The 24,283-nt window shown below is 60.4% G+C and carries 19 protein-coding genes and 1 tRNA gene; 9 read left to right on the top strand and 11 right to left on the bottom strand.

Annotation, left to right across the window (positions count from 1 at the left end):
* Window position 1 precedes the first annotated feature (1 nt).
* A complete protein-coding gene (locus ACN0WV_RS13340; protein ID WP_417606410.1) occupies window positions 2-3,280 on the bottom strand; it encodes a YhdP family protein in 3,279 nt (1,092 codons plus the stop codon).
* A gap of 84 nt (window positions 3,281-3,364) precedes the next feature.
* Here ACN0WV_RS13340 and ACN0WV_RS13335 point away from each other — a divergent pair, with 84 nt between their 5' ends.
* From ACN0WV_RS13335 to ACN0WV_RS13320, 4 genes are all read left to right on the top strand, one after another.
* A complete protein-coding gene (locus ACN0WV_RS13335; RefSeq protein ID WP_417606408.1) occupies window positions 3,365-3,838 on the top strand; it encodes a peroxiredoxin in 474 nt (157 codons plus the stop codon).
* Between the two features lie 89 nt (window positions 3,839-3,927).
* Window positions 3,928-4,728 carry a ferritin-like domain-containing protein gene (locus ACN0WV_RS13330; protein ID WP_417606406.1) on the top strand — a complete coding sequence of 267 codons (801 nt, stop codon included), beginning with the start codon at window positions 3,928-3,930 and terminating at the stop codon, window positions 4,726-4,728.
* Window positions 4,729-4,925: 197 nt separating this feature from the next.
* Window positions 4,926-6,239: a DUF5930 domain-containing protein gene (locus ACN0WV_RS13325; protein ID WP_417606404.1), complete on the top strand. Its 1,314-nt coding sequence runs from the start codon at window positions 4,926-4,928 to the stop codon at window positions 6,237-6,239.
* Window positions 6,229-6,750: a bactofilin family protein gene (locus ACN0WV_RS13320; RefSeq protein ID WP_417606402.1), complete on the top strand. Its 522-nt coding sequence runs from the start codon at window positions 6,229-6,231 to the stop codon at window positions 6,748-6,750. Before ACN0WV_RS13325 ends, ACN0WV_RS13320 begins: the two co-directional genes overlap by 11 nt.
* Window positions 6,751-7,019: 269 nt before the next feature.
* Here ACN0WV_RS13320 and ACN0WV_RS13315 read toward each other — a convergent pair whose 3' ends face one another.
* From ACN0WV_RS13315 to pdxH, 10 genes are all read right to left on the bottom strand, one after another.
* A complete protein-coding gene (locus ACN0WV_RS13315) occupies window positions 7,020-7,712 on the bottom strand; it encodes an endonuclease/exonuclease/phosphatase family protein (protein WP_417606400.1) in 693 nt (230 codons plus the stop codon).
* 55 nt (window positions 7,713-7,767) lie between these two features.
* Complete coding sequence (locus tag ACN0WV_RS13310; protein WP_417606399.1) at window positions 7,768-9,309, bottom strand: phospholipase D family protein; 1,542 nt, start codon at window positions 9,307-9,309, stop codon at window positions 7,768-7,770.
* Window positions 9,306-10,346, bottom strand: coding sequence for an FUSC family protein (locus ACN0WV_RS13305; protein WP_417606398.1), 1,041 nt, complete (start codon window positions 10,344-10,346; stop codon window positions 9,306-9,308). Before ACN0WV_RS13305 ends, ACN0WV_RS13310 begins: the two co-directional genes overlap by 4 nt.
* Before the next feature lie 8 nt (window positions 10,347-10,354).
* Window positions 10,355-11,446 (bottom strand): HlyD family secretion protein, encoded by a 1,092-nt coding sequence (locus ACN0WV_RS13300; protein WP_417606397.1) that lies wholly within the window; start codon window positions 11,444-11,446, stop codon window positions 10,355-10,357.
* A gap of 861 nt (window positions 11,447-12,307) precedes the next feature.
* Window positions 12,308-12,538 (bottom strand): DUF2188 domain-containing protein, encoded by a 231-nt coding sequence (locus ACN0WV_RS13295; RefSeq protein ID WP_417606395.1) that lies wholly within the window; start codon window positions 12,536-12,538, stop codon window positions 12,308-12,310.
* 205 nt (window positions 12,539-12,743) lie between these two features.
* Complete coding sequence (locus ACN0WV_RS13290) at window positions 12,744-16,403, bottom strand: vitamin B12-dependent ribonucleotide reductase (RefSeq protein ID WP_417606498.1); 3,660 nt, start codon at window positions 16,401-16,403, stop codon at window positions 12,744-12,746.
* 716 nt (window positions 16,404-17,119) lie between these two features.
* Window positions 17,120-17,196, bottom strand: a tRNA-Pro gene (locus ACN0WV_RS13285).
* 74 nt (window positions 17,197-17,270) lie between these two features.
* Window positions 17,271-17,654, bottom strand: a complete 384-nt coding sequence (locus tag ACN0WV_RS13280) for a DUF192 domain-containing protein (RefSeq protein WP_417606497.1) — start codon at window positions 17,652-17,654, stop codon at window positions 17,271-17,273.
* A gap of 68 nt (window positions 17,655-17,722) precedes the next feature.
* Window positions 17,723-18,256 (bottom strand): cold-shock protein, encoded by a 534-nt coding sequence (locus ACN0WV_RS13275; RefSeq protein WP_235866629.1) that lies wholly within the window; start codon window positions 18,254-18,256, stop codon window positions 17,723-17,725.
* Window positions 18,257-18,393: 137 nt separating this feature from the next.
* Complete coding sequence (gene pdxH, locus ACN0WV_RS13270) at window positions 18,394-18,999, bottom strand: pyridoxamine 5'-phosphate oxidase (RefSeq protein WP_084353464.1); 606 nt, start codon at window positions 18,997-18,999, stop codon at window positions 18,394-18,396.
* Window positions 19,000-19,138: 139 nt separating this feature from the next.
* Here pdxH and fabI point away from each other — a divergent pair, with 139 nt between their 5' ends.
* The 5 genes from fabI to ACN0WV_RS13245 all read left to right on the top strand — a co-directional run bounded on the left by fabI (window position 19,139) and on the right by ACN0WV_RS13245 (window position 24,279).
* The gene (gene fabI / locus ACN0WV_RS13265; protein ID WP_417606393.1) at window positions 19,139-19,945 is read left to right on the top strand and encodes an enoyl-ACP reductase FabI; all 807 of its coding nucleotides are present in this window, start codon (window positions 19,139-19,141) and stop codon (window positions 19,943-19,945) included.
* Between the two features lie 6 nt (window positions 19,946-19,951).
* Complete coding sequence (locus ACN0WV_RS13260) at window positions 19,952-20,554, top strand: LysE family translocator (RefSeq protein ID WP_417606391.1); 603 nt, start codon at window positions 19,952-19,954, stop codon at window positions 20,552-20,554.
* A 13-nt stretch (window positions 20,555-20,567) separates the two neighbouring features.
* Window positions 20,568-21,071, top strand: coding sequence for a xanthine phosphoribosyltransferase (gpt, locus tag ACN0WV_RS13255; protein WP_084353467.1), 504 nt, complete (start codon window positions 20,568-20,570; stop codon window positions 21,069-21,071).
* An 85-nt stretch (window positions 21,072-21,156) separates the two neighbouring features.
* On the top strand, window positions 21,157-22,356 hold the full coding sequence (locus tag ACN0WV_RS13250; protein WP_417606389.1) for an aminotransferase: 1,200 nt from the start codon (window positions 21,157-21,159) through the stop codon (window positions 22,354-22,356).
* A 75-nt stretch (window positions 22,357-22,431) separates the two neighbouring features.
* Window positions 22,432-24,279, top strand: coding sequence for a peptidylprolyl isomerase (locus ACN0WV_RS13245; protein ID WP_417606387.1), 1,848 nt, complete (start codon window positions 22,432-22,434; stop codon window positions 24,277-24,279).
* The last annotated feature ends 4 nt before the right edge of the window (window positions 24,280-24,283 follow it).

The following is a 24,283-nucleotide window of genomic DNA, read 5'->3' as shown; positions in this document are numbered from 1 at the left end:
ATCACTGGGTGGTCGGCGGCGGCCTGCGAAAGATTTCGCGGAACATGCCGGGCGTCAGAATCGATAGCGGGTTCACGCCGACCTGTGGCGTATCCGACGTGCCCTTGATGGTAAAGTTGAACCCGATCAACCCCTCGCCCTTGCGGGTGAACAGCGACCCTATTCCGTTGAGGATATAGATCGGAGAGATCACGCCCTGAAAATCCATCGCCTTGCTGGCCAGCGTGTAATATCCGTCCAGCGACAGGCCCATCGACGGTCCAACGGCGCTGGATTGCGACAGGATCACCTGCGCGGGCGTCAGCCGGAACTTCGCCTCGACATCCGTAAAGTAGATGCCGGGCCCGTTCATCTGGTCAAGCAGTCCGACGACGCTGATCCCGTCCAGCAGGGCCGCCAACGCGTTGCCACTGCGCAAGCGCGGATTGGTCACTTTCAATATCCCGTCAAACGTGCCGGTCCGGCCGGTCGGCCGCAGGGTCAGGTCCATCTCGCCGCCCGCCACGTTCTTCAACAAGCCCGCCGCCGCAAATACCTTGCCTGCCTCTTGCGACTGGATGCGGTAGGCACTGCCCCCGCCCCTTTGCGGCGAGACGACACCCGCAATATCCGGACCGCCGTTGATGCGTGCGGTGAACCTGCCATCCAGCCCGCCCCCGGTGGTGAACGTCCCCCGAAACGGCTGCAACGCAATCCCGTCAGAGATCTGCAACCGGTCAAGCGCCAGTGTGATTGGCCCGGTGCTGCCCCCACCGCCACCTGATCCGCCACCGATACTTGCCTTGCGCATATCGACGGTTCCGCCTTGCAGCGTGATTGCAAGCGGCACGCCTGCACCGCGCCCCGTCAGCACCACCGGCGCATCCAGCCAACCGCCCAGTTGCACGCGGTTCAACGCAATTCGGTCAAGACTGCCATTGGCATTCAGCCGGACGTCGCCGCCCGCATTCAGACCCGCCCCCGACAGGCTGAACCGGTCGATCTGAACAGGCTTCGAAAGGTGCCCTGCGACCTCCAGCTTGCCGGTCTGGCGCTGGCTCAGCCCCCAGTTCAGCGCATCAAGCCGCATCCCCAGCCCCGCCAGATTTGACGACAGGGAAAACGCTGGCGCACGGTCCTTTTCAAGCGTCAGTGCCAGATCTGCCTGCGCCTTTCCCGACAGCATCCCGCGCGGCAGCGCGATGCCGAACTCATCCGCAAAAGCCTGTCCCAGTTCCAGCTTTCCAGTCAGTTTGCTGGCCGCGCCGGGCTGGCCCAAGGGCATGCTCCATGTGCCATTGAATGGCACGGCACCAAGCCGCGCGGGTCCGCTGATGCTAACGCTCTCCTGTGTGGCCTCCACCTTCAGTTGCGACGCGCGCAGGGTACGGCCGGGGATCAGCTTGTCACTTCGCACATCGGTCAGATCCGCGTCGAAGCGGAAGGTCATGTCGGGCAGCTTCACGCCTTTGCGTAATGGCCGTTCCATCCATCCGGTGACGGTCGCGCGCCCCTCGGCCACATCGACCGGCCGCTTGGCGCGATCCATGACCGACAGCGGTTCACGGTTCAGAAAGGCCAGCGCCGCCGGGATCCGGCCCGTTGCGTTCAACTCCAACCTGCCGGTTGCAGGGCGCTGGGTTATGTCCGGAATGGTGAAGGTGGAACCTGAAATATCCAGCGGCTGCCCTTCGCTTGCCGCGACCTGCCCCTTGTCAACGGTCGCGAACAACCGCTTGCCATTGATGACAAACTGCCCCGACCCGCCGGTGACCGGCGGCAGGGTCCGCGCGTATTGCACCTGCGCGTCCTCGAATTCGGCACCCAGATATGTTGCCGGTGGCTTTCCGGGTTCGACACGCAGCGCGAATTGCACATCCTGCAACACCCCACCCTGCACATTCTCGCGCACCCATTTGCGAGTCTTGGTCACCACATGCGGTGGCCAAAGCTCTTCCACACGAGCAGGCGCTACCTTGGCCACGCGCGCATCCAGCGCCAGGTGCCAGCCCTCTTCCCCCGCTGCTGCCTCGCCCGAGATCCGCAGCGGCAGGTCTTCGTCCACCAGTCGCATCCGCCCCAGCGAAAAGCGGAACGGGTCCAGCTCCAGCTGAAAATCAGCCTCGGCGCCTTTCAGGGCAAGATCCGTTTCAAAAAAACCGCCGGGATTGGTGCGGATGTCGGAGACACGGAACTGCCCCAGCATCGCACTGGGCCAGCCGCTTTGCAGGCCCGTCAACGTCGCGCGGCCCTCTGCCAGCGCCTGCCCCCAGTCGGACTTGACCGAGATTTCGTCGAAAACCAGTGTTTCCGTATCGGGGTGATAGGTAAAATAGCTGCGCGCGCCCGTGAAGGGCACCGGGCTGGTCTGATCGGTGGGTTGCAGCACACCTTCGCCAATTGCCAGCGTCGCGTTCAGCGGGCCAAGGCTGCCATCGCCGAACATCTGCGCGCGCATCGACCCCGAGATCGGTGCCCTCAGCCCCTTGAGCCAGGCCAGCGCCGGGCCTTGCGTGGCAATATCGCGTGACGGCATATCCGCGAGCGTCACACCAAAGACCAGCCCTGGATCCCCGAGCGCGCTTTCGGCGTTCAGCGCGATCGTGGCCACATTTGTTCCCCCGCCAAGAACCGCGAAATCACCGCGCAGGGACAGCGCCCGGTCACCGCGCGTCAGCGCAAGCCGCCCGCCATCGGCGGTCCAGCCGCGACGGGCGCGGGCATCCTCATAGCGCAGCGTCAAACCTTCGGCCGTGATCTCCTCCAGCGCATCAAGGCGCGGGTTGGCCAGTGCGGTGTCCACCGCTGTGATGATCGCAGGCAGGTCCGGCGCAGCCCCTTCGGGTGCCAGAGCATCGCCGAAAGACAGCCCAAAGCGGCCATCCCGATCGCGCCGCATGGTGACAAAAGCTCCCGCCAGCGTGACCGACTTCAGCTTCGGTTCGCCGCGCAGCAACGCCCCGCGTGACAGCACAGCCTCAACATCGCTGAGCGAGGCAAGGCTCCGCCCGTCACTGGTGCCGATATCCACGTCGTAAAGCGACAGTCTGGGCGCGCCGTTACGTTCGATCAGAAACGTGACCTCACCGAAAGCCACTGCAAGTCCGGGAACGGTCTGCCCGATGCGCTGCTCGATCCGGTCGCGCAGCCAGTCCGGCGCGGCAATGGGCCGCCCCACAACGTATAGTGCCCCTGCTCCTGCAAGCGCGCCCAGCAACAGCAGCACCACCAACAGCCAACCTGCAAGATGCAGTCCCCGCCGCGATCTTGCAGGCTGTTCAGGTCTTTCTGCGTTGGTCACTGGACATGATGCCTTTCGCGATTACGCTTGTCGCGTCGAGTTTGATATGAAACCTCTAACGCTGCAAAGGATAAGGAGCCGCAAATGTCCACAGATTCCGCACAAGCTGCCGAGATGGCACCGGATTTCACCCTGCCACGCGACGGCGGTGACGAGATGACCCTATCGGCCTTGCGGCCCGCCCCGGTCGTGCTGTTCTTTTACCCGCGTGATGATACCTCCGGCTGCACGAAAGAAGCCATCGGCTTTTCAGGTCTTCTGCCGGAATTTGCCACTTTGGGCGTGCGGATCTACGGCATATCAAAGGACAGCGTGGCCAAACATGAAAAATTCGTGGCCAAGCACGGGCTGACCGTGCCGCTTCTGTCAGACGAAGGCGGAGATACCTGCGAACGCTACGGCGTGTGGAAAGAGAAATCCATGTATGGCAAGACATTCATGGGGATAGAACGCTCGACCTTCCTGATCGACGGCGACGGTCGCATCGCGCGCGAATGGCGCAAAGTGAAAGTCCCCGGCCATGCAGAAGAAGTTCTGGCCGCCGCAAAAGACGTGTAACGGCCGTCACACGTCTTTCAACCAGAAGATCTGCACATCCCTCGCGACGAGATGTGGCCCATGGTTGCTCACAAAGGAACAGAGTGTCGATGTTAAGCTTGAGCGAGATGGCAGTGGACGTTCTGACCACGTCGGACGGCCGTGAGAAAACCGCCAAATCGCGCCGCCACGCGGCGGACTGGTTTGCCGCCCGCGAAGCAGGTGAAACGCCGGAAATCGGGCGCGCGGTACCGCCGATGCAACCGTCGCGCCCCGCCCGGCCAGAGCTTCTTGACGCCAGACAAATGCCAAAGCGCAAACCCGGCACGCCGCAGGGCCGCATCGCGATGCTGCACGCCGTCGCGCATATCGAGCTGAACGCAGTGGATCTGCATTGGGACATCATCGCGCGCTTCTCGGATATTCCGATGCCGGTTGGCTATTACGACGATTGGGTCAAGGCGGCGGACGAAGAATCGAAACATTTCAATCTGATGTGCGACTGTCTTGAAGATGCGGGCAGCCATTACGGTGCCCTGCCCGCCCATGCCGGGATGTGGCGCGCCGCAGAAGATACAGCCGAGGATTTCATGGGCCGCCTTGCGGTTGTGCCAATGGTTCTGGAGGCCCGCGGACTGGACGTGACCCCCGGCATGATCGCGCTGTTCACCAAGGCGGGCGACAGGCAGGCGGTGGCCGCGCTTGAAACGATCTACGCCGAAGAGGTCCATCACGTCGCCTACGGCTCCAAATGGTTTCACTTTTTGTGCGGACGCCATGAAATGGACCCGAAACTGGCATTCCACGATCTTGTCGGCCGGTATTTCCATAGCTCTTTGAAGCCGCCATTCAACGAAGAAAAGCGTGCCGAAGCGGGGTTGCCCCCGGATTTCTACTGGCCGCTGACCTGACCATCGCCGGGTAATCCGGATCGCAAACCATTCTAGATCGGCGGTTTTTTGCCGCTTTCGACCAAAACGCCACCTTGCGACGAATCGACTAACCCAAAATCGTTGCGAAAATGCCAACGTCTGGATAAGCCAGCATCCAAGGTACCCGGTCCCAGTTGACCTGAGTGCCGTAAACGGGGCTGGACAAGGACGGACAGGTGAGAACGCGACTCGCGATCAAGACACATGCGCTACTTGAGCGCTTCTTCCCGGAACGCCGACTCTTTCTGAGGTCCGAAACCGACACCCGGTTCATCCGTCTCAAGCCCGGCACGCAAGCGCTCGCCTCTACCGGGAGCGCGGTTATCGTCGGTTGGGCGATCATCGCAACAGCCATCGTGCTGATGGATTCCATCGGCTCCGGCAATTTCCGCGAGCAGGCCATTCGCGATCAGGCGACCTATCAGCAGCGCCTCAACGCGCTCTCCACCGAACGCGACATCCGCGCCGAAGAAGCGTTGGCCGCACAGGAACGCTTCAACACCGCGCTGGCGCAGGTGTCCGTGATGCAGTCACAATTGTTGCAGTCCGAAACCCGCCGCAGCGAGTTGGAAGCCGGCATCGAGGTCATTCAAGCCACGCTTCGCGATACGATGACCCAGCGTAAGGACATCACCCGCAAGCTTGCCTCCATCGAGGCCCAGCTTGCCGATGGCGACGTGCAATTGGCGCAAGGCGACCACAGCGCCGACGGCACCATGGATTTCATGGCCGAAGCACTGGAGCGCACAGCGATCGAGCGTGACCAGATCCTCGCCGATGCGCAGCACGCCCTGACCCAGGCCGACGCGATGGCCAGCGAGATCCGCGTCATGGAGGATGCAAACGACCGCATTTTCCGCCAGCTTGAAGAAGCCATGACCGTCTCGGTCAAACCGCTCGACAAGATGTTTACCGCCGCGGGTATGGACCCGGACCGTATCCTGTCTCAGGTCCGCAAGGGCTATTCCGGTCAGGGTGGTCCGCTGACGCCGCTCAGCCTGTCGACACGCGGCGAAGGCCCGTCCGATGATGCGATGCGCGCCAACAGCATCCTTGGCCAGATGGACCGGCTGAACCTGTATCGAATCGCGGCCCAGAAGGCACCGTTTGCCAGCCCGCTGAAGGATTCGTTCCGCTTCACCAGCGGCTTCGGCTACCGTTGGGGCCGCCTGCACGCAGGTACCGATTTTGCAGCGCCACACGGCACGCCCATCTATTCCACGGCGGATGGCGTGGTTATCCATGCGGGATGGCAGTCGGGCTACGGGAATCTTGTGAAGATCCAGCACGAATTCGGCATCGAAACCCGCTACGCGCATATGTCCAAGATTCGCGTGAAGAAGGGGCAAAGGGTCTCGCGCGGAAGTCGCATTGGTGATATGGGCAATACTGGACGCTCGACCGGGACCCATCTACATTATGAGGTCCGAGTCGGCGGCAACGCTGTCAATCCAATGACCTATATCAAGGCTGCAAACGATGTTTTCTAAGAGCAAGATCAACGAGCCCGGGCCGAAAGCCGACGACGCGCCGAAATCGGCAACCGCCGATGCCTCGTCCTCCGCTCCCCGTCCGCAATCTGATTTTCAAGCCTCGGCGCCCAAGGCAAAACCGCCTGCGTCGGTGCTTAGCCCCGACCTTCACATCACCGGCAACGTCAAGACGACCGGCGATATCCAGATCGAAGGCACCGTCGAAGGCGACATTCGCGCCCATCTACTGACCGTCGGCGAAAGCGCCACCGTCAAAGGCGAAGTGATGGCGGATGACGTTGTGATCAATGGCCGCATCGTCGGCCGTGTGCGCGGGTTGAAGGTTCGCCTGACCGCGACCGCTCGGGTCGAGGGTGACATCATCCACAAGACCATCGCAATTGAAAGCGGTGCGCATTTCGAAGGCTCCGTGCAGCGTCAAGACGACCCGCTGGCAACCAAGGGTGCCGCAGCGCCCCGCGCAGCCGCACAGCAGCCTCAACAACAGTCTGCTCCGCAAAAAGGCTGAGCCTTTGCGCTCGCCAATCTGACAAGGCCGCCCCTAAGGCGGCCTTTTTGCGTTGAGGCCCCTTCCCGCTCGTCGGACCCACAGCCGGTTGCAGAAATCGATTTTAACAATGTCAGGCTTTCAGTGCCCGACAGATGCTACGCAGTGCTCAGCCCGCCCCTTCAAGGAGTTTCTGCACAAACCGTTGCGATTTCAAAAGTGGTTGCACCATTCGATCACATCATCGCTGTTATTGTCGACGGCCGTACACCAACTTGCCGTGCAACGCCCTACGTATCGACCAGAAGCCGAATTGGAAGATGATCCGATGCGCGCAGGCTTTCCCCCTTGTGCGGAACATCCGCGACGGGATCGCCATTACCCGGTCCGATCAGAAACCGGTCGAACCGCAGAGTAGGACGCGCGGCATGGAATGTTGCGCTTGGTGCCAATGTTCTCCAGCCGTCCGGCAAACCGAAAGCCTCGTCGGACCTTCTCCATTCATTCAGGTCGCCTCCCAGAACGATTCGCCCCCCGATACGCTCTGCCGCTTCAATGACGTTTGCGATCTGGCGTCGGCGGTCGGCATGGCGCAGGCCAAGATGCAATCCACCCACCGTCACGGCCCCGAACGATCCCTGGATGCGGGCGAGCAGAGCGCCGCGCGGCTCCAGACCGGGCAGATCGACCGGCTCGATGCGAGTTGCGATAAAGTCGCTCCGCAACAATATGGCGTTGCCGTGATGACCGATCGAAGGTGTCCTGGGATCGGCGTTCAAAGCAGTCCATCCAGCTCTTGCCACCTGATCCAGTGGCAACGCCGGATGGCGGGGCGACAGCCGTTTATCCGCTTCCTGAAGCAGTATGATGTCCGGCTTCATAGAAGACAGCACTCGCAATACGCGGGCCGGATCACGCCGCCAGTCAAGGCCTACGGCTTTACGGATATTCCAGCTTACGATGCAAAGGGGACGCCCGCTCATCCGGTGCGCCAATCTTCAAGCGCTCCGTTCCCGGAGGGTTTTTCCGATGGATCCGTCAAAGCAGCCACTCGATCGGCAGCCATCCAATCACCGTCAGCGCGGCACGTTTGAGAAACGTCGTCCCCGGTTCATCCGTCACTGTCGAGCCATCCTCGGGATCGATCCAGACAAGATCATTATCCTTGCGCTCTACCCGCCATGCGAGGCCCTGCAAATCTTTGTCAAAAGCATCGTGCAATCCTTGCGCCAACAGTTCGCTATCAATCAGAAGCCCCATTTCGGTATTGAGCGTGGTCGAGCGTGGATCGAAGTTGAAGGAACCGACAAAGATGCGTTTCCCGTCCACGGCAAAGGTCTTGGCGTGGAGACTCGCCCCGGACGACCCGAACGGGCCCAGGCGATCTATTGGCGCGTCAACCGCCGCCTGTTGGCGCAGTTCATAGAGGACGACTCCGGCTTTCAGCATATCTTCGCGGTGCTTGGCATAGCCCGCATGCACCGGAAGCACATCCGTCGCCTCCAGCGAATTGGTCAGCATCCGAACGACAACCCTCTGGCTTGCAAGTGTCGCAAAGGCATTGACCCCTGCCTTTCCGGGGACAAAATAGGGCGAAATACCATCGAAACTGCTTTCAATTTCGCCCACGGCCTTTCTAAGCCGCGACGCTAACAGGTCTTCACGCGGAACGGCCCCTTCCCCCTTTACCGGATCGTCGCTGACCAGCATGGAGTTTGTCCACTCCACCCCCATTTCACCCGCCGCGAGCGCGGCAACGATGTCCGAAGATTGCAGCAGAGCACGGTATTCCGCCATTTGCGGGTCTGCCTGATACGAGGCGAGACGATCGGCAACCGGGTCTGCGTCCTGCGGAGCGCCGACAATCGGACCGACAGGATGCACCGAAGGCGCGGCCCAGTACTTATCGAAATCGGCAGACACTTCGGGAATGATTGCACCTACGGCGAGAACATCCAGATCGACATAAAGCGCTGTAGACCCGGTAGAGAAATATTCGTCGCCGATATTGCGGCCCCCAAGAATCGTGGCGCGTCCATCCACGGTGAAGGATTTGTTGTGCATCCGCCGGTTCAGCCGGAAAAAATCGAACCCATAAGACAGCATCTTGAAATGGCGCAGGTTGAACGGGTTCCACAGACGGACCTCGATCATGGGATGGGCATTCATCTTTGCCAGTTCCGGGTCCAGCCCGCCAGTGCCATTGTCATCCAGAAGCAGCCGAACCCGCACGCCCCTGTCGGCGGCGCGCACCAGCGCATCAAGCAGCAAAGTTCCGGTCAGATCGCCATGCCAGATGTAATATTGCGCGTCTATGGACGACACTGCCGCATCGGCAAGGATCATCCGCGCGGCAAATGCGTCGGCACCGTTTTGCAACGGCGCAACGCCGGTCAAGCCTGCATTGGCAGCCTCACGCTCGATCAGAGCGTCGGCCAGTGGGCCATCCAATGCTGGCTCCAGTGCCGTCGTATCGGTCCGCTCCTCTACCGTCGGCACGGTAAAAACCATGCGGGCAATGAGAATGACAACGCCCACAAATACCAACAGGGTCACAAGAAGTTTTACGATATACATCATGTCACTGTGGGTCCTTGAGCAGCCGGCTCCGCCTCTTCGCGCCAGCCGGTCATTGCGTCCAGAAGTGCCACGGTGAAGGCGGCCGTGAAAGCCCCGGTCAACGTCAGGACGATCCGCGTGAAAGTGGCATAAACCGGATCCTGCGTACTGAGCGCCCCGGCGATCAGGGCCAGCGCGACGGAGAAGGCGTATTGATAGACCATGCTTGGCCGTGTGCCGTTCAGCATCTTCTGGCCCAGCCATAATCCGCTGAGAAAAATCAGGCCCAGCAGGATCGGCAGGTTTGGCGACAGAGTGAAAAGCGCCAGCACGCCGACAGCAATCGCCCCGCCGTAGAACGTGGCACGCACACGCTGCCGCGCCTCATCGAACACTGCGTTGCGGGTCGGGAATACCAGAACCATGGCCGCGACCACGGCCATCATCATATCCGAAGGCTGCATCACGGCGTATAGCCAGAAGCTCAGCCCCAGCAATACCGACGCGCGGATCGCCGCCCCAAGCGTCGTGTTTCCGCCGCCCGGCTTCGGGTCGTCCACCTGTTTTTCGCGGGTGCGCGGCGGTAATAGCAGATAGACCAGAGGACCCACCACCAATGCCACCAGCGAGGCCTGCACAAACCCGTCACGCAGAAACTCGACCGTTGCATTGCCATGCATCCCCATCACAGACATCAGCACGGCCACGACAACGATCAACATGCCTGCCTGCGCGCCGGACCGCAGGATCAACAGAAAGCCCGAGAAATACACAAGCCACATGGCCCCGACATAGACCAAGGGCATGGGCCGCAGCCATTCAACAAACCATGTCATGATCCAGGGCAGCACGATCATCGCAACCACGCCGCCGATGGCCTTGCCCGGATCAAAGGCACGGCGTTGTGACGCAATCAGACCGACCGGCAGGGCCGCGATGATCGGAGGCAGCGCCGGATTTAGGATCGGGATCGCGAGATATGCCAACGCGCCCATCAGCCCAAGGCGGATGCCATAAAGCGGATCTTCTATCGGGTCGGGGCGAGGTGTGACATACATTGGCGTGTTCAGTGCAGATAGCTGAACCAGGACCGCAGACGCTGCATGCCCCTTGCGATCAAGGCAATCGGACCGGTGTCGCTTTGCGCGAAAACCACCGCATGAACCTTGCCCCCCACCCGCACGGCGCGGGGCCAGTTTTCCATGCCACCGTCAATCTCGATCCGGACGGGAATCCGTCTGGCCGGTTCGAACCAACGGTTCGAGGGTTGATTGACCACAAGACCACCCTGAACGTTGCGCCCCGGATTGATCCCCCAGGCGACGCTTTGAACGCGCCCCTCAAATATCTGCCCAGGCAGCGCATCGAAAAGCAGATGCGCCGAATCGCCGGCACCGATGCCCTGCAACTGGTTCTCGCGCAGGTCCACCGTGATCCAGGCGGCCTCGGCATCTATGAAGGTCAGTGCCGGATTGCCCGCCCCGATGAACTGCCCCTCCGACAGGGTGACATTCGTCACCACGCCCAGATGCGGTGCGGTCACGGTGGTGGAGGCAAGATCGTACTGCGCCTTTTCCAGCTGCGCCTCCGCCCCAAGGATGGCGGGATTGTCCTTTCCTTGCGGTCCCAGCTTGGCCCGCGCGCTTTTGAGGTTCGCTTCGGCGGTTTGCAGCGCGGCCTCTGCTTGCGCGACACCGGCGCGGGCCTGATCGCCCTGTGCTGTCGCCGCGATGCCACGCTCTTCCAGCCGGAAGGTGCGGTCAGCCTCGGCACGGGTGTTGTCCAGTGCGGAACGGGCCTGCGTGACGGCAGCCTGTGCCGCCACCAGCGAGGCACCAGAGGCGTTGACGTTCTGAAGCGCGGTTTCAAGATTGGCCTCTGCCTGTCTGACCGCCAATTCGAACGGACGCGAATCGATGGCAAACAGCGGATCGCCCGCCTGAACCACGGCATCGTCATCGACCAGCACATCGGTCACTTCACCCGACACCCGTGGCGCGATTTGAACGACATAGGCGGAAACAATGCCGCGAGACGAGGACGGTGCCATGCGATCCGCCAAAGCGTAAAGAACAACCATCACAATCAGGAGCAGAACCACGAAAATTGCCACTTTCGAAGCTGGCTTCCCGGCGGGTTGCGTCGTGCTATCAGTCATTTCCAGCCTCTTGTTTTCTACTTCACGCGTCTCAGCGCGTCTCTCGCCTGCCTAGCGTCTGCGAGCCGTTATCGTCTTGCCGGCTACTGTTGTCAGCACCAACGCACCCGTATCATCGACAGAATACCCGTTCACCTGAGATAATAAAACCAAGAGGTTCTGCGATTACACAACCGGTGCCTGCGCCACCAAATTCACATCATCGTTCAGTGGGAGGTTCTTTGCGTCAAACATGATCACATCCTCCACTATTGTCGGCGACATGGCTACCGCCTCGGGCTCATGACTGGGCGTTCAGGATGATTGCCTGCTTCTGCCAGACCCTGATGTGGATTCAATTTCTGACGACCCCATCGTCAAGCACATCAGACAACGATCTGGGGAGACGACGTCGCGTATTCAAGAATGGCAATCGAGGAAGGCCAGAATACACCAGGATTTGACCAAGCAACCATCCCGGCAATCTGCATCGCCGGGTCAGGTTCGTTAACGTGAAAGACGGAACAGCATCCTTGAAACACAGCCGGAACCAGACGATCGCGGCGCGTGCGATGAACTACATTCAGGACGGCTGTCGACCGGGGCTGGCTTCAGGCAGACGGGACAGAAGAACGACCGACGTAAAAACGTCCGGTGGACAGTTATCATTTCGCAGCTTCCTGCAAGCAACATGTCACGACAGTTGATCTCTGCCCAACTACGACATTCGACTCGTGGATAGGTGCCGCCGGTGGTTTGAAAAAAGGGTGCCGCAAGGGCACCCTGTAGGTTCTCTGGAACAGGTTCGGTTGGTTCACCGCTCGGTTTGCTTTCTGCCTGCGACCTGTCCAAAGCGCAGAGCAAGCGCAGCTGCTCTGATTGCTATCCCTTTGAGTTCTCCGGATCGTGCCCGTAGGTATTTCGCTCCCGAATTAGGCCATCACGACCCTTCAGATACGCTTCACCGCTACGGTCGCGTGCAAAATCCTTAGATTTCTCCCACGCTTCAGCTTGGGTTTCAGTGACCGCTGATGCGCGCGACGCGCCCTCACGCTTTGATTCCCATTTCCCATCGGGACGCCGCTGGGTCCAGTAGTCTCTCTTATCAGGCATGTATTTGCCTCCTTATCCACAGACCGTGAGCTATTGTTGGTGGCAAGTCTGTGGGTAACTCAGTGCGTCATTGAAAACTCAAATCGGCCGTGTTGTTTATCTATCGTCGACCGTAAGGCCGATTAATTTCGCCATCTGCCCACACTGAATAAGCAGGTGGCAGGCTGGGGACGGTGCTACCACACCATCCCCAGCCTTCAATTTCTTAGCTACAGCCCGACGTGCCGCCGCAGGTGTTGCACTTCATGCAGGTGCCGTTGCGGACCAGCGTGTAGTTGCCGCATTCGCCGCAGGCTTCGCCCTCATAGCCCTGCATTTTTGCCTTCACGCGCTGGTCCATCCCGACCGTGCCGGAGGACACTGCGGTAGAGCCACCGCCGCCGCCAGTCATTGCCGCCACTTCGGGCACGAATGCTTCGACCGCTCCGGACGTCGCAAGCCCGGAAAGCGACGCACCGCCCTGCAATACCACCAGTTCCTGCGGCAGACGCTTGCGCAAGTAGCCGGTCGAGCTGATCTGCTTGAGCACTTGCAGCGAACGGGAAGCTGCCGTTTCGGACATCTCCTTGATGTTGGACACACCCTCTTCTACGCCGCGGCCTAGGTCGTCAAAAGACGCACCTTCGGGTTTGACATGCGCCAGATCGGTGCGGTCCAGATAGGACACGGCCAATTCGCGGAAGATGTAATCCAGGATCGAGGTCGCGTTCTTGATGCTGTCATTGCCCTGCACCATGCCCGCCGGTTCGAACTTGGTGAATGTGAAGGCATCGACGAACTCTTCCAGCGGCACACCGTATTGAAGGCCGACGGACACGGCGATGGCGAAGTTGTTCATCATCGCGCGGAAGCCCGCCCCTTCCTTGTGCATGTCGATGAATATCTCGCCCAGCGTGCCGTCGGTATGTTCGCCGGTGCGCAGATAGACCTTGTGACCCCCGATAATCGCCTTCTGGGTATAGCCTTTACGACGGTCGGGCATCTTGGCGCGCTGCTGCTGCGCAACCTCCTTGATGATGATCTTCTCGACGATCTTTTCAGCCAGCACCGTTGCCTTTTCATGCTGGGACCCGCTTTCCAGCACCTCCGCTGCGTCCTCGTCATCCTCGACCAGCGCGGATGCCAGCGGCTGGCTTAGTTTGGACCCGTCGCGATAGAGCGCGTTGGCTTTCACACCCAGCGACCAGCTCAGCTCATACGCCTTCTGGCAATCCTCGATCGTGGCGTCATTGGGCATGTTGATCGTCTTGGAAATCGCACCCGAGATGAAGCTTTGCGCCGCCGCCATCATGTAGATGTGGCTGTCGACCGACAGGAAACGCTTGCCTTTCTTTCCGCAGGCATTGGCACAGTCGAAGACCGAGTAATGCTCTTTGCGCAGGAATGGCGCGCCTTCCAGTGTCATTGTCCCGCAGACATGATCGTTTGCCGCGTCGATGTCGGCGCGTGTGAAGCCCAGATGCCGCAGCAGATCGAATGTGGGATCGGTCAGCTTTTCCGCCGGAATGCCCAGCGTTTCGCGGCAGAATTCTTCGCCCAGCGTCCATTGGTTGAACACGAACCGGATGTCAAAGGCTGCGGCCAGAGCGCTTTCAACCTTCTGGATCTCTGTCTCGCCAAAACCGTGGCCAATCAATGCGGTATGGGTGATCCCCGGTGCGTTGCCCAAGGACCCGTGACCGACAGCATAGGCCACCATCTCGGCGATCTGGCTGGAGGAATAGCCCAGCTTTTCAAGCGCGGCTGGCACTGACTGGTTGATGATCTTGAAATAACCGCCACCAGCGAGCTTCTTGAACTTGACCAGGGCAAAGTCCGGCTCGATCCCGGTCGTGTCGCAATCCATCACCAGACCGATTGTACCGGTCGGCGCAATTACAGACACTTGCGCGTTGCGGTAGCCGTGCTTTTCACCAAGGCGCAGCGCCTCGTCCCAGCTGGATTGCGCCAACTCGATCAGCGTGGCATCGGGGCAGTTTGCATGGTCCAGCGCAACAGGCTTGGTCGCAAGCGCCTCATAGCCCGAGGTCTTGCCGTAAGCCGCATTGCGATGGTTGCGGATGACCCGCAGCATGTGATCGGCATTCCGCTCGTAACCAGAGAAGGTGCCCAACTCGCCCGCAATCTCGGCGCTGGTCGCATAGGACACGCCGGTCATGATCGCGGTCAGCGCGCCGCACAGCGCCCGGCCCTCGTCTGAATCGTAGCCAAAGCCCATGTTCATCAGCAGCCCGCCAATATTGGCATAGCCCAGACCCAGCGTCCGGAAGTCATAGGACAGCTGCGCGATTTCCTTGGACGGGAATTGCGCCATCATCACCGAGATTTCCAGCGTCAGGGTCCAAAGGCGCGTGGCATGCATGTAGTCCTCGGACTGGACCACGCCGTCCTTGAGAAAGGTCAGCAGGTTCATCGACGCAAGGTTACACGCCGTGTCATCCAGGAACATGTATTCGGAACACGGGTTCGACCCGCGGATCGCGCCGTCTTCGGGGCATGTGTGCCAGTCGTTGACGGTGTCGTGATACTGGATGCCCGGATCGGCACATGCCCAAGCGGCGTGGCCAATATCTTCCCACAGGGCGCGCGCCTTGACGGTTTTCGCGACAGATCCATCCGTGCGGCGGATCAGTTCCCAGTCGGCATCATCCTTCACGGCCTTCAGGAAGGCATCGGTCACGCGGACAGAGTTGTTGGAATTCTGGCCCGAGACAGAGGCATAGGCTTCGCTGTCCCAATCGGTGTCATAGGTCGGAAACTCGATCGAGCCATAGCCCTGCCGCGCGTAATCCAGCACGCGCTTGATGTATGTCTCTGGGATCGAGACCTTCTTGGCGGCGCGCACGGCGGTTTTCAGCGCGTCGTTGACCTTGGGATCATAAGCGTCGGCCTCGGCTCCGTCCCATGCCTTGATCGCGGCGAACAGACCGTTCAGCATCTGCTCGTGCATCTTGGATCCGGCAACGATGCTGGCGACCTTCTGCTCTTCCTTGACCTTCCAGTTCACGAACTCTTCGATATCGGGGTGATCGGCATCGCAGATCACCATCTTGGCGGCGCGGCGCGTGGTGCCGCCCGACTTGATCGCGCCGGCAGCGCGGTCACCGATTTTCAGAAAGCCCATCAGGCCGGACGACTTGCCACCGCCAGACAGCGGCTCTTGCGCGGCGCGCAGCGAGGAAAAGTTGGTGCCCGTGCCGGAACCGTATTTGAACAGGCGCGCCTCACGCACCCAAAGATCCATGATGCCGCCTTCGCTGACCAGATCATCCTTGACCGACTGGATGAAGCACGCATGGGGCTGTGGATGCTCATAGGCGGAGGTGGATTTGGTCAGATCGCCGGTTTCGTGGTCAACATAGTAATGGCCCTGGCCCGGACCGTCGATGCCGTAGGCCCAATGCAGGCCGGTGTTGAACCATTGCGGGCTGTTGGGGGCGGCGCGCTGCGTGGCCAGCATGTGGCGCATTTCGTCGTAATAGGCCTGGGCGTCGGCCTCGGTGGTGAAATAGCCACCCTTCCAGCCCCAATAGGCCCAGGCACCGGCCAAACGGTCAAACACCTGCTTGGACGAGGTCTCGCCGGTTTTCTCCACGCCGTCCTTGGCCGGAACAGAGCGCCAAAGGAACTCGGGTACGCCCTTTTCCTTGACCTTCTTCAGACGGGTTGGGACGCCGGCCTTGCGAAAGTACTTTTGCGCGATCACATCGCTGGCAACCTGGCTCCACTTCGCGGGAACCTCGATCTCGTCGAGGTGGAAGACCACGGTGCCGTCGGGATTGCGGATCTCCGAGGTCGTGCTGACGAAATCAATGCCTGCATAAGCATCTTGTCCGGCGCGAGTGAATTGTCTTTCGATCTTCATATCAGGCTGCCCCATTACCAGCGTTTTCATTTTTGCGCCCGTTTGCCGGGCACCTGTGCCGTTTTCCGGGTCAGGGGACGGTGAAAACGGCGCGTAATCGAAAACCTGTCGCGCTGTTCGTTTCATGTGTCCCGATCAAGGCGCTTTCGCCTTCTGATCCCGCCTGCCCGCCACTACATATTGTGGCTCAACGACTGACTTACACTATCTGACGTATTTAGGCATAGCCCGTCAACGGATTTATTGGCCTTTTCATGGCTTCTTTTGGGTTGACGCATCTTCGCGTCGAACACGACGAGTCGCCCCCAGACATATCCACAAGCAAAACACCCCCTATAAGGGTATTTTTCTATTTAGTTATAGATACTTAATGAATTACACTCATCCATCGTTTAGGTTTTGTTAACGTATATTAATTTAAAATCGCGCCGTGCCGCTCCCGCATGGCGTGGCGCAAAGAACACGGCAGACCGTCGGAACAATGCGGCCATGTCCCCGCCTCACGAATGGTCGAGATGTAGCGAAGAAATCGCAACCCTACATATATGTGGTGGTCGCGATGGTCCGCGCAGACAATCAACAGATGATTATGGTTCCCGAAACGCCGATCCCCAAAGAACCGCCGTTAAGCATCCTATTCGTGACATTGAACAGAACAAAACGACCGGCCTGGGGCAGGATCACTTCATACAGAATTGTTTGAAAACCTGGGAAAGTGGTCGGGACGGCAAGATTCGAACTTGCGACCTACGGTACCCAAAACCGTCGCGCTACCAGGCTGCGCTACGCCCCGAACAGCGGCCTCAATAGACGTGACTGCCGCGATTGAAAAGCCGATTCTGACGCATTTCGGCAGGAAGTTGATATTTATCGGTCGCAGCGCCACGCAGCCGCCGCTCCAACGGCCGGATGCTGCATTTGACTGCCCGATGTGATGCCCATCGCGTCTGCCAGTCCGCCATTGATTTCCAGGACATACTGGATGTTGTCGCCACCGGGAATCGCGGACTCGTCAAGGGGAACGGCGTTGGAATGCACTTTTTGCACCACGCCGCTGGCATCCGCAAAAATCATGTCCAATGGGATAAGCGTGTTGCGCATCCAGAAGGCAACCGATCGCGGCGTGTCATAGACAAACAGCATGCCCGCGCTCTTGGGCATCTCCGAACGGTGCATCAGGCCTTTCGCACGCTCTTGGCCATCATCGGCAACTTCGACAGAGAACTGTGCGCTGCCCCAGTCACCGCGCAACGATACGCGATCATCACGGCATGCAGCCCCAGCCTGCCCTGCGGCAATCGTAAAAACCAGGGCCAGACCTAAACTGCGGTTTCCCAAGAACAAACCTCCGTCGCCATCAAACCACGTTTGCCATCGATCATGCGGATTGCCAGCGCCTCGCCCGGCTGAAGGTCGGACAGGCCGGATCGTCTCAGCACCTCGACATGTATAAAGACATCCTCGGGCCGCGCGAAGACATTCGCAAAACCAAAGCCTTTCGCCTTGTCGAACCATTTGACCCGCGCGGGCAAAAGCGGCGCATTCGCGATGATTTCCGGGTCGATCTCCTCGAAATCGGCAAGCGGCAATCCTTCGGCACCAAGTGGCGGAACGATCCCCAGAACTTCGGTCGCCTGCACACCGCGATCCGTGCGCTGCACGGCGATTTCCACGCGCGCACCATCCGCAACGGAGCTTTGCCCGAAATTGCGAAGCACGTTTGCATGCAGCAGTATGTCCGGACCACCTTCGTCAGCAATAACGAAGCCGAATCCCTTTGCCGGATCGAACCACTTGACCTTCCCCTGCACATATTCGCCGGGTGCCATATCCATTTCCAAGTTAATAACCATTCCTTGTCCCCACATACGTCTTGCGACACAGGCTTGATCAATGCAACCAAAAAACCTAGAATAACCGGCCTAATTGCAGTTCATGTGACGCGAACTGCAAGCGTTTCAAAGCTTGGCAGAGTTGTCGCGAATCCGCGTCAGGGGTTGAGCCGAACGACCTGCCATGCATCCAAGACGTCGCTGCGATGCCAGCGAAACCGATCATGCAGACGAAACGCCCCGTCAGCCCAGAACTCGATCTCCAGCGGCGCGATCCGGAAGCCGCCCCAGAATGGCGGGCGGTCCGGATTGGTGCCTTTGCGCGCAGTGACCTTGGCAACCTCGGCCATCAGGGTCGCGCGACTGTCCAGTGGGCGCGATTGCTGCGATGCCCAGGCACCAAGGCGGCTTTTGAGCGATCGGGATTTATAATAGACATCCGCTTGCGGCCCGTCTTCGCGCGTGACCAGCCCACGCACACGGACCTGTCGGCGCAGGGATTTCCAATGCATGACAAAGGCCGCCTTGCCCGTATCGGTGATCTCACGGGCCTTGGCGCTTTCGTAATTGGTGTAGAAGACAAAGGCCGCCGCCTCGATCTCTTTCAGCAGGACCATGCGGACGTTGGGCAGCCCGTTCACATCCACGGTCGCCAGCGCCATGGCATCCGGGTCATTGATTTCCTGCGTTCTGGCCTCGTCCAGCCAGGATTGCGCAATTACAAAAGGGTCGTCTCCGGCGAAGATGCCACTACGGTCGGTCATGGGAATCCTTTCGGTCGCAGGTAGGTGTCAATAAGCACGTCTATGATACACCAAAGCTGCCATACGCGGCCCGAGGCTTGCCGACAACCGGCCTATCCCCTAAACGGTTTTGCAAGAAGTTTCGGGCGAAGGGATCCTTATGTCTAATCAACTAATGGCCGGCAAGCGCGGTTTGATCATGGGATTGGCCAATGACAAGTCAATCGCATGGGGTATCGCAAAGGCGCTTGGCGATGCCGGCGCAGAGCTTGCCTTTTCCTATCAGGGTGAAGCACTGAAGAAACGCGTCGATCCGCTGGCGGCGTCTTTGGGTAGCGATATTGTCCTGCCCTGCGATGTCGGCGACGAGGCATCGGTGGATGCGCTTTTCGACGGTCTGCAAGAGCATTGGGACAATATGGACTTCATCGTCCACGCCATCGGTTTTTCCGACAAGACAGAGCTGCGCGGGCGTTATGTGGACACCAGCCGCGACAACTTTGCGATGACAATGGACATCTCCGTCTATTCTTTCACCTCGGTGGTGAAACGCGCCGAGAAGATGATGAAAACCGGCGGCTCCTGCCTGACGCTGACCTATTACGGGGCCGAACGCGTGATGCCGCATTACAATGTCATGGGCGTGGCCAAGGCCGCGCTTGAGGCATCGGTCCGTTATCTGGCCGAGGATCTGGGCAAGGACAATATCCGTGTCAACGCGATCTCTGCCGGCCCGATCAAGACGCTGGCGGCCTCCGGCATCGGAGATTTCCGCTACATCATGAAATGGAACGAGTATAACTCGCCCCTGCGCCGCAACGTGACCATTCAGGATGTCGGCAACTCGGCGCTGTATCTGCTGTCAGATCTGGGCGCAGGCGTGACCGGCGAGACGCATCATGTGGATGCCGGCTATCATGTCGTGGGCATGAAGGCCGTGGATGCGCCTGACATCACCAAGGGCTAGGGCGCGATGGACCTCGCCCATGTGATCGCCTTCAACGTGACCCTGCTGGCGGCAATCGCCAGTCCCGGCCCCGCGATGCTGTATATCATTCGCAACACGCTGGCCCATGGCAGACGCGTGGGGCTGTTCACCGCCTGGGGTCTGGGGGTCATGGCGGCGACATGGACCCTGCTGGCGCTGCTGGGACTGGACGCCGTTTTTCAGATCGTGCCCTGGGCCTATACGGCCTGCAAGATCGTGGGGGCATTCTACCTCATCCATATCGCCTGGAAGACATGGCGGCATGCGCGCAATCCGTTGGGCGACGCCCCCACCCCGCCTGCCCGAGCGTTTCTGGGCGGCATGTTGGTCAATCTGTCCAACCCCAAATCGGTGCTGTTTTCCGCAGCCGTGCTGGTGGTGATCTTTCCCGCCGGGCTTAGCGTCGGGGATAAGGGACTGATTGTGCTCAATCACCTCGGCGTGGAGTTTCTGGTAGGGTCTGTCCTTGTCATGCTGCTCAGCACCCGCCGCATCAGCGCAGGCTACCTGTGCGCCAAATTCATTTTCGACCGTATCGCGGCCGGTGTCATGGGCCTGCTTGGCCTGCGCCTGCTGCTCAGCCGCTAATCAGGAGTTCTTAATGACCAACCAACTGCCGCATGAAAAAGGGTTTCACGTCAGCTGGGACCAGCTTCACCGCGATGCCCGCGCGCTGGCATGGCGACTGGATGGCAACGGCCCTGCGGACGGGGGGTGGCGCGCCGTGGTGGCAATCACGCGCGGCGGCATGGCCCCCGCGATGATCGTCGCACGCGAGTTGGACATCCGCACCGTCGACACGATCAGCATCAAAAGCTACAACCACCAAACGCAAAGCAAGCCGCAGGTCATCAAGTCGCCCGACATGGATCTGATCGGCGACGGCACCGGTGTGCTGGTGGTGGATGATCTGGTCGATACAGGCCGCACGCTGGAAGTCGTGCGCCAGCATATGCCAAAGGCGCATATCGCCACCGTTTACGCCAAGCCGCAGGGCCGCCCGCAGGTCGACAGCTTTATCACCGAGGTCAGTCAGGACACCTGGATCTTCTTCCCCTGGGACATGGCCCTGCAATATGTGGAACCTTATCGCGGCACGGATTAAGGCTATGCATCGCGGGTAACATGCAAGCTTCGAACAACGCGGAAGCCTTGTTGTCCGCAAACGCCGTTAACCACAGGGATGGTCGATGACGACGCCACGCACCGCCGCCACCTTTCGCCCGCCGATCATGGCGGCGCGGGCATGGCTCAACGGGGTCAGCTTTCCAGCCGATCGCCCGCTGATCAATGTCAGCCAGGCAGCCCCCGTGGCCCCGCCGCCGCAAGCGCTACGCCGCGCGATGGCCGAAGCGCTGGAGGACACGGCCACCCATCTTTACGGTCCCGACCTGGGCTTGCCTGCCTTGCGCTCGGAACTGGCGGCGCGCTGGTCGGACTGGTACGGCGGCACCGTTCTGCCGGAACAGGTGGGCATCACCTCTGGCTGCAATCAGGCCTTCGCGGCCATCATCGCCTCGCTTTGCGGTGAAGGCGACGAGGTGATCCTGCCGGTGCCGTGGTATTTCAATCACAAGATGTGGCTGGATATGTCGGGCGTGCGGGCGGTGCCGCTTTCCACCGGGCCGGATCTTGTCCCCGACCCGCAAGCCGCCGCCGCACTGATCACGCCCCGCACGCGGGCGATTGCGTTGGTCAGCCCAAACAACCCCACAGGGGTCGAGTATCCGGCCGAGGTGATCCACGCCTTTCGCGATCTGGCGCGCGACGCCGGAATCCAGCTGATCCTTGACGAGACCTACCGCGATTTCGACAGCCGCAGTGGCGCGCCGCATGACCTTCTGCATGATCCGGACTGGGCCGACACGGTCATTGTGCTCTATTCCTTTTCCAAGTCCTTTCGTTTGACCGGCCATCGCGTGGGGGCGGTGATGACCTCGCCCGAGCGTCTGGAAGAGGTCGAAAAATTCATCGACGCGGTCACAATCTGCCCGTCGCAACTTGGTCAGCGTGCCGCCCTTTGGGGATTGCAGAACCTCACGCAATGGCTGGCGGGCGAACGGGCCGAGATCCTGTCCCGGCGCGCGGCGATTGAAACCGGCTTTCCGCGGCTGGAGCCGCAGGGCTGGCACCTGCGCGGTGTCGGTGCCTATTTCGCGTATCTGGAACATCCTTTCGCCATGTCCGCCGACGCGCTTGCACCGCTTCTCGTGCGTCAGGCGCATGTCCTCGCCCTGCCCGCCACGATGTTCACGCCGCGCGATGATGCCACTGGCGCGCGGCATATTCGCGTGGCCTTCGCCAATGTCGATGCGGCCGGGATCGCGACGCTTTTCGAACGGCTGGAGACGCTTTCGCTGCCCCTTGCCCCAACCGGCGGTGCAGCGTAGACATCCGCAGCAGCGGCCGGACCGCTTAAAAGACACCGCATCAACTGACACGGCACGAACAGGCAAGGGAAAATCATGGCTTCACCGGTGAAGAGCGTCGGAAAAACGCTGGTCTGGATCCTGATGGGTCTGCTGATCGTCGGCCTCATGGGCTTTGGCGCGATCAATTTCAGCGGCACCGTGCGATCGGTCGGCTCTGTCGGTGACAAGGAAATCGACGTCAACACCTATGCGCGCGCGCTGCAAAACGAAATCCGCGCGATTGAGGCTGAACGCGGCTCTGCCTTGACCTTTGCCGATGCCCAGGCGGCGGGTGTGGACCGCGCCGTGCTGTCACGACTGGTAACAGAACGCGCGCTGGATGCCGAAACGTCGCGGCTTGGCATTTCTGTCAGCGACGAAATCGTGGCGCGGCAATTGCGCGAGATTTCAGCGTTTCAGGGTGCTGATGGCAGTTTTGACCGCGAAGCCTACCGCTTTGCCATTCAGAATGCCGGGCTGACAGAGGCGCAGTTCGAAGAACAACTGCGCGATGAGACCGCCCGCACCATGCTGCAAGCCGCAGTGCTGTCCGGCAACACGATCCCTGACGCCTATGCCGACGCGATTGTCGCCTATGCCGGCGAGACCCGTGATTTTACTTGGGCGCAGGTCGATCCTGCGCTGCTGGCCACCGATCTGCCAGACCCATCCGAGGAGGATCTGAAGACCTGGTATGACGAGAATATCGCGCTTTACACCGAAGCCGCAGCCAAGGCGATCACCTATGCTTGGCTGACCCCCGAGATGATCATCGACAGCGTCGAGGTGTCCGAAGACGATCTGCGCGCCTCCTATGAGCGTCGCGATGCGGAATTCAACCAGCCAGAACGTCGCCTGACCGAGCGTCTGGTCTTTGCCGATGACGCCGCCGCACAAGCCGCGCGCGACAGTCTGGATGCGGGCACCACGCAATTCGAAACACTGGTAGAGAACCGGGGCCTGGCACTGGCCGATGTCGATATGGGCGATGTGGCTCAGAACGAACTGGGCACTGCTGGCGAGGCCGTGTTTGGCGCTGAGGTTGGTGATATCGTCGGCCCCTTCGCCTCCAACCTTGGTCCGGCCCTGTTTCGTGTGAACGGCGTTCTGCCCGCGCAGGTGACCTCTTTTGAGGATGCACAAGCCGCATTGCGTGACGATCTTGCGCTGGACAATGCCCGCCGTGCGATCGAAGCCCAAATGCAGGATCTGGATGACCGACTGGCTGGCGGCGAAACGCTGGAACAGATCGCAGAGGCGACCGATATGCAGCTTGGCCAAGTCGAGTGGCGCGGACAGGCCGAGGATGAAATCACCGGATACGAAGCGTTCCGCAGCGCCGCGACCGCGCTCAGCGCCGACGACTTCCCGGAAATGGACCTGCTGGGCGATGGCGGCATTTACGCCATGCGGCTTGATTCCGATATTGCAGCTCAGGCCCAGCCGTTTGACGAGGTCCGAGATCAGGTCGCAGAGGATTGGCTGACGCAAACCCGGACGGAAACGCTGGCCGCAAAAGCCGAAGAGATGGCCGGACAATTGGCCGGGGACAGCACTTTTGAGACCCTCGGGCTTGACCCCAGATCCGAGGCTGGCGCGACACGCGGCGATTTTGCAGGCGGTGTGCCGCCAGAGGTACTGCTGGCGGTGTTCGACATGGCACCGGGCGAAGCGCGCGCCGTGACGGCATCGAACAACGTGCTGCTGGTGCGTCTGGACCAAATCTCGGCCGCCGATAGCGACAGCACCGATGCGCAGGAACTGGTGACAACGTTGCGCGAGCAGGCCGGGGCGTCAATCTCGCAGGATCTGTTCCGCGCCATGGCGACGGACATCCAGTCGCGCATCGGGCTGGAACTGAACCAGCAAGCGATCAACGCGGTTCACGCGCAATTCCAGTAAGGTT

It is taken from the genome of Primorskyibacter flagellatus, assembly GCF_048268605.1.
GTDB lineage: Bacteria > Pseudomonadota > Alphaproteobacteria > Rhodobacterales > Rhodobacteraceae > Primorskyibacter > Primorskyibacter flagellatus.
This window is presented reverse-complemented; position numbering and strand designations above follow the sequence as displayed.